This window comes from Sphingomonas sp. (assembly GCF_031426035.1).
Lineage (GTDB): Bacteria > Pseudomonadota > Alphaproteobacteria > Sphingomonadales > Sphingomonadaceae > Sphingomicrobium.
Map to the genome: position 1 here is coordinate 1 of NZ_JANPKO010000072.1, position 9,456 is coordinate 9,456.

General features: G+C 67.8%; 9 protein-coding genes and 1 tRNA gene. 5 read left to right on the forward strand and 5 right to left on the reverse strand.

The genetic code is table 11. The features are described 5' to 3' along the window. From RMP08_RS04325 to RMP08_RS04340, 4 genes are all read left to right on the forward strand, one after another. The coding region (locus RMP08_RS04325) for an ABC transporter permease (RefSeq protein WP_310467759.1) at positions 1 to 914 on the forward strand (914 nt) is incomplete at its 5' end. After that, positions 911 to 1,744: an ABC transporter ATP-binding protein gene (locus tag RMP08_RS04330; RefSeq protein WP_310467760.1), complete on the forward strand. Its 834-nt coding sequence runs from the start codon at positions 911 to 913 to the stop codon at positions 1,742 to 1,744. The genes RMP08_RS04325 and RMP08_RS04330, both read left to right, overlap by 4 nt. Further along, positions 1,744 to 2,694, forward strand: coding sequence for an MlaD family protein (locus tag RMP08_RS04335; RefSeq protein ID WP_310467761.1), 951 nt, complete (start codon positions 1,744 to 1,746; stop codon positions 2,692 to 2,694). The genes RMP08_RS04330 and RMP08_RS04335 overlap by 1 nt, the downstream gene beginning before the upstream one ends. Next, the gene (locus RMP08_RS04340; protein WP_310467762.1) at positions 2,694 to 3,296 is read left to right on the forward strand and encodes an ABC-type transport auxiliary lipoprotein family protein; all 603 of its coding nucleotides are present in this window, start codon (positions 2,694 to 2,696) and stop codon (positions 3,294 to 3,296) included. The genes RMP08_RS04335 and RMP08_RS04340 overlap by 1 nt, the downstream gene beginning before the upstream one ends. Here the strand turns inward: RMP08_RS04340 and pepN are convergent. Genes pepN through RMP08_RS04355 form a run of 3 tightly spaced genes read right to left on the reverse strand, consistent with a single transcriptional unit; the run spans position 3,293 to position 7,822 of the window. Further along, positions 3,293 to 5,875, reverse strand: coding sequence for an aminopeptidase N (gene pepN / locus RMP08_RS04345; protein WP_310467763.1), 2,583 nt, complete (start codon positions 5,873 to 5,875; stop codon positions 3,293 to 3,295). The genes RMP08_RS04340 and pepN overlap by 4 nt on opposite strands. 10 nt (positions 5,876 to 5,885) lie before the next feature. Further along, positions 5,886 to 6,824, reverse strand: coding sequence for an EamA family transporter (locus RMP08_RS04350; RefSeq protein ID WP_310467764.1), 939 nt, complete (start codon positions 6,822 to 6,824; stop codon positions 5,886 to 5,888). Next, the gene (locus RMP08_RS04355) at positions 6,821 to 7,822 is read right to left on the reverse strand and encodes a beta-eliminating lyase-related protein (RefSeq protein WP_310467765.1); all 1,002 of its coding nucleotides are present in this window, start codon (positions 7,820 to 7,822) and stop codon (positions 6,821 to 6,823) included. The genes RMP08_RS04350 and RMP08_RS04355 overlap by 4 nt, the downstream gene beginning before the upstream one ends. Before the next feature lie 82 nt (positions 7,823 to 7,904). Here RMP08_RS04355 and RMP08_RS04360 point away from each other — a divergent pair, with 82 nt between their 5' ends. Continuing rightward, entirely contained in the window at positions 7,905 to 8,735 is an 831-nt protein-coding gene (locus RMP08_RS04360; protein ID WP_310467766.1) for a phytanoyl-CoA dioxygenase family protein, read from the forward strand. 91 nt (positions 8,736 to 8,826) lie between these two features. Here the strand turns inward: RMP08_RS04360 and RMP08_RS04365 are convergent. Both RMP08_RS04365 and RMP08_RS04370 read right to left on the reverse strand, forming a co-directional pair. Then, a tRNA-Thr gene (locus RMP08_RS04365) sits at positions 8,827 to 8,901 on the reverse strand. 281 nt (positions 8,902 to 9,182) lie between these two features. After that, the coding region (locus tag RMP08_RS04370) for a M24 family metallopeptidase C-terminal domain-containing protein (protein WP_310467767.1) at positions 9,183 to 9,456 on the reverse strand (274 nt) is incomplete at its 5' end.

The following is a 9,456-nucleotide window of genomic DNA, read 5'->3' on the forward strand; positions in this document are numbered from 1 at the left end:
TCCGCGACCGCCAGGCCAAGGTGGTCGGCGCCAGCAAGCAGGTCGAGGGCCTGCTCGATCAGGTCGCCGAGAACGACAAGCCGGCCAAGGTACGGCCGGAGGAAAAAGGCGGGGTCGTCCGCGTCGTCGGCGAGCTTGGCGGCTGGGTCAGCGAGACCGGCACCACCTTGCACGGCCTGCTCGGCTTTTTCGGCGCGGTGCTGATGGGCTTCGTCGCCGTCGCCCGCCGGCCCAAGCGCTTCCGCATCAACGCCGTCGTCCAGCGCTTCGACGTCGTCGGGGTGCGCGCGCTCGGCATCATCGGGCTGATGAGCTTCCTCATCGGCATCGTCATCGCCCAGCAGGGCGCGGTCCAGCTCCAGCAGTTCGGCGCCGAGGTCTACACCATCAACCTGATCGGCCGCATCACCATCCGCGAGCTCGGCACGTTGATGACCGCGATCATGGTCGCCGGCCGTTCGGGCTCGGCCTATGCGGCGCAGATCGGGACGATGAAGATCACCGAGGAAATCGACGCCATGCGCACCATCGGCGTGTCGCCGATCGAGGCATTGGTCATCCCGCGCATGCTGGCGAGCGTGATCATGATGCCGTTGCTGGCGTTCTGGGCGATGCTGATGTCACTGCTCGGCGGCGGCATCTTCGTGTGGATCGTGCTCGAGATCCCGCCTTTGACCTATATCCAGCGGCTGCAGGAGGTGACCCCGATCACCGACTTGTGGATTGGCCTGATCAAGGCGCCGGTGTTCGGCTTCATCATCGCGCTGGCGGGCTGCTTCCAGGGCATGCTCGTGCAGGGCAATTCGGAGGAAGTCGGCCTGCGCACGACCACCGCGGTGGTGCAGTCGATCTTCCTCGTTATCGTGCTCGACGCGGTATTCGCGGTGTTCTTCAGCTCGCTGGGGTGGAAATGACCAACCCCATCCACCAGGGCCCGCGCGACGCCAATCAGGACGGCCGCGACGACATCATCATCTCGGTGCGCGGGCTCGACAACAGCTTCGGCGAACAGATCATTCACGAGAACTTGGACCTCGACGTGCGGCGCGGCGAAATTCTCGGCGTGGTCGGCGGGTCGGGCACCGGCAAGTCGGTGCTGATGCGCTCGATCATCGGGCTCCAGCGGCCGTCGGCGGGCGAGATCGACGTGCTCGGCGAGACCATGATCGACCGCAACGAAGACGAGGCCAAGAACATCCGTCGCCGCTGGGGAATCCTGTTCCAGAACGGCGCCTTGTTCTCGACCCTGACCGTGGCGGAGAATGTCGAGGTCCCGATCCGCGAATATTTCCCTTACATCGTGCCGCCGCTGCTCGACGAGATCGCGTCCTACAAGATCGCGATGAGCGGGCTGCCGGCCGACGCCGGGCCGAAATACCCGTCCGAACTATCGGGCGGCATGCGCAAGCGCGCCGGGCTCGCGCGGGCATTGGCGCTCGACCCCGAACTGTTGTTCCTCGACGAGCCGACTGCCGGCCTCGACCCGATCGGCGCGGCGGCGTTCGACGACCTCATCCGCGCTCTGCAGAAGAAGCTCGAGCTGACGGTGTTCCTGATCACCCACGACCTCGACACCCTGCATTCGATCTGCGACCGCGTGGCGGTGCTGTCGGACCGCAAGGTCGTCGCGGTGGGGACGATTGAAGAATTGCTCGCTTTGGACCATCCTTGGATTCAAGAATATTTTAACGGGCCGCGCGGACGCGCCGCGGCGGGCAGTTATGAGGAAGCGGTCGGGGCCTGATGGAAACTAGATCGAACCATGTGCTGGTCGGCGCGGTCGTGCTGGCGATGCTTGCCGGGCTGCTGCTGTTCACGGTGTGGCTGGCGGGCCTCTCCAACGTCCCGAAGAAATGCTTCGACGTCTATTTCGCGCAAGGCGTGGGCGGGCTGAACAAGGGCTCGGTGGTCAGCTTCTCGGGCGTTCCGGTGGGCCAGATCACGCAGATTTCGCTGCTCCCCGAGCGGCCCGAGTTCGTGTGGGTGCGGATCGAGGTCGATAACGAAACCCCGGTGCTGCAGGGCACCACCGCGCAGATCAAGGGCGTCGGCTTTACCGGGGTCCGCGAAATCCAGCTCAGCGGCGCGGTCAAGGGCGGGCGCCCGATCACCCAATCCGGGCCGCAGGGGTGCCCGGTCATCCCGTCGTCGTCGGGCGGGCTCGGCGCCTTGCTCAACAGCGCGCCGGAACTGATCGACCGCATCCAGCGGCTGACCGAGCGGCTGACCGAATTGCTCAGCGACAAGAACCAGAATGCGGTGTCCGACATCCTCGAGAATATCGAGGTCACAACGGACGTGCTGGCCAAGCGCGCGCCCGACCTCGCCGACGCGATCGGCGACGCGCGGATCGCGGCGCGCAACGCCGGGGTCGCCGCGCAGCGGATCGCCGAGCTGGCGCAAACCACCAATTCGCTGGTCGCCGAGGAAGGCCGCCCGGCGGCGCAGGATTTGCGCAAAGCGATCGCCGGGGTGGAGCGCGCCACCGCCAATCTCGACGCGATGATCAGCGATGCGCGGCCGGGCATCCAGAATTTGACCAAGTCGACTCTGCCCGAAGCCAATCGCCTGGTGCGCGACCTGCGCGAGCTGTCCGAATCGATGCGCGGCTTCTCCGAGCGGCTCGAGCAGGGCGGCATCGGCGGCGCGCTGGGGCCGGAAAAATTGCCCGAATACAAGCCGAGGAAACGCTGATGAACCTGGTGACGCGTATCGCAGCGCCGCTCGCGCTGGCCCTTGCCATCGGCGGCTGTTCGGTCGGCGGGATGCTCGGCGCGGGCAAGGCGCCGGTGTCGCTGCTGACGCTGACGCCTGAAGCCGCGCCCGCGGCAGAATCTCGGCGTTCGGCGGCGGCGGGCGAAGTGGTGACCATCGCGGTGCCGGTGATCGCCAAGGAATTGCGCACGGTGAAGGTGCCGGTGCAGGTCAGCTACACCGAGGTCGCCTACGTCAAGGACCTGCAGTGGGTCGACACCCCCGACCGCTTGTTCAAGGATCTGCTTAGCGAGACCGTGCGGCGGACCACCACGCGCGTCGTGCTCGACCCCAAGCAGGCCGCGCTCGACCCCGGGCTGCTGGTCACCGGACAAATCCACAAGTTCGGCTACGACGCCGCCGCGCAATCGGTGATCGTGCAGTTCGACGGCGCGCTGTCGACCGCCGGCGGGACGCGGGTCGAGACCCGCCGCTTCGAGGCGCGGGTGCCGTCGGGTGACGATGCCACCAGCGTCGGGGTCGCGCTTAACCGCGCCGCCAACCAGGTTGCTCTGGAAGCGGCGGGCTGGATCGGCGGCTAGATCAGGCTTTTCGAGGCCTGCTCGAAGACGTCTTTTGACAAACCCGGCGCGGACGCGATGCGTTCGAGCGCGTCGCGCATCAAGCCGGCGCGGACCGGCTCGAAGCGGCGCCAGCGGCCGAGCGGCGGGACCAGCCGCGCCGCCACCTGCGGATTGAGGCGCTCGGCGGCGAGGATCATCTCGGCGAGGAATTGGTAGCCGCGCCCCTGCCCTGAGTGGAACGCCCACTGGTTCATCCCGAACGTCCCCGCCAACGCGCGCAGGCGGTTGGGGTTGGTGATGGTGAACGCGGGGTGCGAGGCGAGTTTTTCGACCTGGGCGAGGGTGTCGGCGCGTTGGGCCGACGCCTGCAGGCCGAACCATTTGTCGAGCACCAGCGCGTCGTCCTTGAAGCGCTCGTAGAAGGCGGCCAGCGCGGCATCGCGCTCGGGGCCGTCGAGCGAGGCGAGGATCGCCAGCGCGCCCTGGCGGTCGGTCATATTGTCGGCCGCATCGAACTGCGCCTTGGCCAAGGCCGCACCGCGCTGTGGGTCGCCCGCAGCGAGCAAGCCGAGCGCGACCGAGCGCAGGCGGCGGACACCCTTGGCCGTCGGGGAGAGGTCGTCGCCGCGCGCGGTTTGGGCGTGCGCCTCGGCGAGCGGACCGGCCAGCGCGGCGCCGAGCTCGGCGCGGACGCTGTCGCGCGCGGCATGGACTGCGTCGGGATCGACCAGCTCGAGGCGGTCGGCGATCAGGCTTTCCGACGGCGGCAGGATCGCCTCGGCCTTGAACGCGGGATCGAGCGCGTTGGAGCGGAGCGTGTTGGCGGCGGCGGCGATCAATGGCGTGGCATCGGCGGGTTCGCCGCGGGCGCGGGCCAGAAGCACTGCGAGCATCATCTGCTGCAGTGCTTCGTAGCGGGCGAAGGGGTCGGGATCGGCGGCGCTTAGTTTTTCCAGTTCGCCGGGGCGGCGGTCGGCGGTGATGATGACGGGAGCCGAGAAGCCACGATTGATCGAGAGCAACGGTTGCTCGGTGATATCATCGAAGACCACGCTGTGCTCGGGCTGGTCGAGCAGGACCAGGCGCTCGGGCGCGATCTCGGCGCCACTGTCGGCGCCGAGCAAGGCGGTGCGCAGGGGGATCGGCATCGGCTGTTTGTCCGGCGTGACTCGCTGCGCGAGGTGGAGAATCGCCTTGTCCCCGTCGCGATCGAGCCGCGCGGTGACGTGCGGGGTCCCCGCTTGGGAATACCAGATCTTGAAGGCCGAGAGGTCGGCGCCGCTGGCGTCCTCGAGCGCTTTCACGAAATCGTCGCAGGTCGCCGCCTCGCCGTCGTGGCGCTCGAAATAAAGGTCGGTGCCGGCCCTGAACTTCTCCTCGCCCAGCATGGTGTGGAACATGCGGATCAGCTCGGCGCCCTTGTTGTAGACCGTCGCGGTGTAGAAGTTGGATATCTCGATGAAGCTGTCGGGGCGCACCGGGTGGGCGAGCGGGCCGTCGTCCTCGGGAAACTGGATCGCGCGCAGCAGCCGCACATCCTCGATCCGCTTGACCGCGGCCGAGCCCATGTCGGCCGAGAAGCTCTGGTCGCGGAACACGGTGAAGCCCTCCTTCAAGGAGAGCTGGAACCAGTCGCGGCAGGTCACCCGGTTGCCCGACCAATTGTGGAAATATTCGTGCGCGACGACCCCCGCGATGGCGTCGAAGTCGGCGTCGGTGGCGGTCTCGGTGTCGGCCAGAATGTAGCGCGAGTTGAAGATGTTGAGGCCCTTGTTCTCCATCGCCCCCATGTTGAAATCGGCGACCGCGACGATGTTGAACAGGTCGAGGTCATACTCGCGGCCGTAGACCCGCTCGTCCCAAGCCATCGCGTCCTTCAATGCCTGCATGGCATGGCCGGTCTTGGGCAGATCGGCCTCGCGCACCCAGATCGCGAGATCGACCTTGCGGCCCGACATGGTGGTGAAAGTGTCGCGGTTGGCGGCGAGGTCGCCGGCGACCAGAGCGAACAGATAGGCGGGCTTGGGGAACGGATCCTCCCACTCCGCCCAGTGGCGGCCGCCATCGGCGGTTCCGGTGGCGAGCGGGTTGCCGTTCGTCAGCAGCACCGGGAACGCGGCCTGGTCGGCCTCCATCCGCACGGTGTAGCGGCTGAGCACGTCGGGGCGGTCGGGGAAGAAAGTGATACGCCGAAAACCCTCGGCCTCGCACTGGGTGTAGAGCCCGCCGCCCGAGGCGTAGAGGCCCATCAGATGGGTATTGGTGGCGGGGACGATCTCGACCTCGGTCTCGACCGTCGCGCGGTCGCCGGCGATCTCGATCACCAGCGCCTCACCGTCCATCCGCCACTGTGCCTCGCCGCCGTCGAGCGCGACCTTGCGTGCGGTCAGCTCGGCGCCGTCGAGGCGGAGCGGGCGGTCGTGATCGCCGTTGCGCACGACCTCGAGCCGCGCGCGCACCCGCGTAGTCGCCGGGTCGAGGCTGAAATCGAGCGCGATTGCCGGCACCAGCCAGTCGGGCGGGCGGTAATCCTCGCGGCGGATGGTCAGATGCTCGGGCGAAGGCGGCGCTTCGGGGTTCATGCGGGCGTCGGTCATGGCCGCGGCCTTAGGCGGCGTCGGGGCAGGCGACAACCGAGCGGCTGCGGCTGAGCGCAAGCAGCATCCCGCCGAGCGCGAGCAAGGCGCCGGCCGCGGCCATCCACGTCCAGCGGTAATCCTCGAGCCAGGTCGAAAAACCCATCGCGATGATCGGCACCAGCACGCTTGAATAGGCCGCCTTGCCGGGGCCGATCTTGCGCACCACCGGCAGGTACAGGCTGAACGCCAGCGCCGAGGCGAATACCGCGAGATAGACCAGGCCGAGCCAATAGCCGAGCCGCGCCTCGATCACCGGCGGGCCGGCGACGAGAAGCGCGATGATGCCGTCCATCACCGCGCCGAGCAGCATCGCCCAGGTCAGCAGCGCGAACAGAGGGAAGCGCTTCACCTGCTCGCGCGCCTGGTAGACGTTCGCCGCCGACGCGCCGAGGATTCCGACCGCGGTCAGCGCGATGCCGATCAGGATCGCGTCGCTGCGCGCCGGATGCTCGCCGAGCTCATGCGCGAACAACAAGGCGATGCCGGCGACCGCGACCAGCGAGCCCCAGGCGAAGCGCGCGCTCGGGCGCTGGCCGAGCACGGCCCAGGCGAGCAGGCTGTTGGGGATCATCAAGAGCGCGAACACCGTCGCGACCAGTCCGGAAGTGATGTGGTGCTCGGCGACGTAGACCGCGTTGAAGTTGATCACGAACTGGAGGAAGCCGAGGATCGCGGCGACCACCAGGCCGTCACGGCCGAGCCTGAGGCTCTCCCCCTTCCACCGCGTCAGCGCCGCCATCGCCGCGGCGGCGATGATGAAGCGGTAGGTCACCGACCATTGCGCGGGGACGTCGCCGAGCTGATCGCGGATGACGATCCAGGTGGTGCCCCAGATGGTGGTGAAGACGATGAACGGCAGGATGATTTCGCCCCTGCCCCATTGTGCTCCGCTTGGGTGAAGATTCACAGCGCGGCGATCGCCTTGGCGAGCTGCTCGACCGTCTCGGGGTCCGAATCCCAGCTGGTCACGAGGCGGATTTCGCCGGCTCCCCAATCGTAGAAATCGAAACCCGCCGCGCGCAGCGAGGCCGCTTCCTCGGGCGTCATGCGGAGGAAAATCTCATTGGCTTCGACCGGGTAGACGAGGCGGTCGGGCGCGGCGCCGGCCAGCGCCTGCGCGGCGGCATTGGCGGCGCGCGCGTTGGCCAGCCACAGGTCGTTGTCGAGCAGCGCGAGAATTTGCGCGGCGAGCATGCGGCCCTTGGACGCGAGATGTCCCGCCCGCTTGCGGCGGACCGCGATTTCGTCCGCCAGCGAGGTGTCGAACAGGATCAGCACCTCCGCGTTCAAGCCGCCGTTCTTGACGAAGCCGAAGCTCAGCGCCTCGACCCCGGCGCGCCAGGTGACGTCGGCGGGGCGGTCGCCGGTCGAAGCGATGGCGTTGGCGAAGCGCGCGCCGTCCATGTGGAAGCGCAAGGCGTGGCGCTTCGCCGTTTCGCCCAAGGCGCCGACCTCTCCCGCGGAATAAGCGAGGCCGTATTCGGTGGCGTTGGTGATCGACAGTGCCTTGGGCTGGACCTGGTGGACGTCCTTGCGGATGCGGTCGATCGCTGCGCCCACTGCATCGGGCGCGAGCTTGGCGCCGGGGCCGTCGACCAGCATCAATTTGGCGCCGTGGGTGAAGAAGCCCGGCGCGCCGGCCTCGTCGACCTCGATATGCGCGTCGCGGTGGCACACGATGGCGCCGTGCGGCGGGCACAGAGCGGCGAGCGCGAGGCAATTGGCGGCGGTCCCGGTGGTCACCCACAGGGCTTTGACCTGCGTTTCGAAGAGGTCGGAGAAGGCGGCGTCGAGCTGCGCGCTGTAGGCATCGCCGTCATAGGCGGTATCGAGGCGGTTGGAGGCGGCGATCGCCTCGATCACCGCCGGGTGCGCGGCCGCCGCATTGTCCGAGAAAAAGCGCATGGCAGGCGTCCCAACCGCATCGCCGCTCGCAAGGCAAGCCAAAGGTGATTAATTGTCGAGGCGCGGACAGGTGGAGACGCGGATGGGCCCGGCGCCTAAGGATGACGATGTCGCGGCGATCATGCGCGGGCTGTACGGCGACGGCATCATCGCGCGCAAAGGCGCCTTTTCGCCGGACTGGGCCGATGTGCTGCACGGCGAGATCATGGCGCTGTTCGATGCGGCGATCGCGGTTCCGCACGGCGCGCTGCCGCGCGGGCCGCAGCGCTGGTATGTCGAAGTCCAGCCCGAGCGGATCAGCGGCTTTGTCGATATCGCCACCCACCCGTGGTTCGTCGCGGTGTGCGAGGCGGTGCTCGGGCCCGAGTACAAAATCGTCGAGGTCGGGTTCGACATTCCGTTCCCGGGCGCGGCGGACCAGCCGTGGCACCGCGACTTCCCCTCGCCGCCCGCGACGCTGACCGGGCGGCGGCTCAATTCATTGGCGTTCAACCTGCCGACGGTCGATTGCACGATGGAGATGGGGGCGTTCGAGGTCGCGCTGGGGACGCAGTGGGACGATATCCGGGGCTGCAAGGACGACATGTTCCCGCCGCATGAGCTGTGGGAGCGCTACGAGGCGCGCAAATCGCCGCGATTGCCGCAGCGCGGCGACATGTCGGCGCGCTCGGCGCTGACCATCCACCGCGGCACCGCCAACCGCTCGGGCGTGGCGCGGCCGGTGCTGGTGGTCGGCGCCGACGCCCCCGACGCGAGCAATGCGGCGCATCATGATTTGCAGGTGACGCGGGCGTATTTCGACGGGTTGCCGGGCCAAGTTCGCGATCATCTGACGTGCCGCGTGGCGGATCGGCTCGAGCCGGTGCTGCAGCACCATGTCATCGAAGGGTTGCTGCAGCCGGATTACGGGTGAGGCAAAGGATTTCTGTTCGCGGACTGCCCCCGGCAGTCCTTGCGAGTCATCCTCGTCCTCGCCATGCCCCCGGCATGGCTGTGGGCGAGGATGGTGCTGCCGGTGAGGATTGAACTCACGACCTCAGCCTTACCAAGGATGCGCTCTACCACTGAGCTACGGCAGCATGTCCGGGGACGCCGGGCCTATGGCCGTGGCGCGCTTGTGCTGTCAAGGTAAGGGATGGGCGCGGGAGGACAGGACAAGGAGCGGGCGAAGGCCGAGCGGCTGGCCGCCGCGCTGAGAGAGAATTTGCGGAAACGGAAGGCCCAGGCGCGGGAAGCAGGAACTCCGGCCGATGAGAAACCCCGTTCGTCCTGAGCGAAGCGGAGCGTAGTCGAAGGGCGTTTGCACGGCGGCCGAGCTACGCCCTTCGACTTCGCTCAGGACGAACGGGTTTTTGTGCTTCTAAAGAGGGGCGCTGGCTTGCTCTAGCCAGGCGCGGTCTTCGCCTTGCAGGCTGGGGCCGATCTTCTCCACCACCGCCGCGTGGTAGGCGTTGAGCCAGGCTAGTTCGTCCTCGCTGAGCATGTCGCGCACGATCAGGCGGCGCTCGATCGGGGCGAAGGTCAGGGTGTCGAAGCCGAGCATTTCCTTTTCAGCGCCCGCGACCTGCTTCTCGACCACCAGCACGAGGTTCTCGATGCGGATGCCGTAGGCGCCGGTCTTGTAGTAGCCGGGC

Bases quoted from the DNA above. Each gene is read 5' to 3' on its own strand.
- pepN (WP_310467763.1), bottom strand. From the start codon at position 5,875: ATGACCGACGCCCGCATGAACCCCGAAGCGCCGCCTTCGCCCGAGCAT.
- RMP08_RS04330 (WP_310467760.1), top strand. From the start codon at position 911: ATGACCAACCCCATCCACCAGGGCCCGCGCGACGCCAATCAGGACGGC.
- RMP08_RS04355 (WP_310467765.1), bottom strand. From the start codon at position 7,822: ATGCGCTTTTTCTCGGACAATGCGGCGGCCGCGCACCCGGCGGTGATC.
- RMP08_RS04360 (WP_310467766.1), top strand. From the start codon at position 7,905: ATGGGCCCGGCGCCTAAGGATGACGATGTCGCGGCGATCATGCGCGGG.
- RMP08_RS04340 (WP_310467762.1), top strand. From the start codon at position 2,694: ATGAACCTGGTGACGCGTATCGCAGCGCCGCTCGCGCTGGCCCTTGCC.
- RMP08_RS04335 (WP_310467761.1), top strand. From the start codon at position 1,744: ATGGAAACTAGATCGAACCATGTGCTGGTCGGCGCGGTCGTGCTGGCG.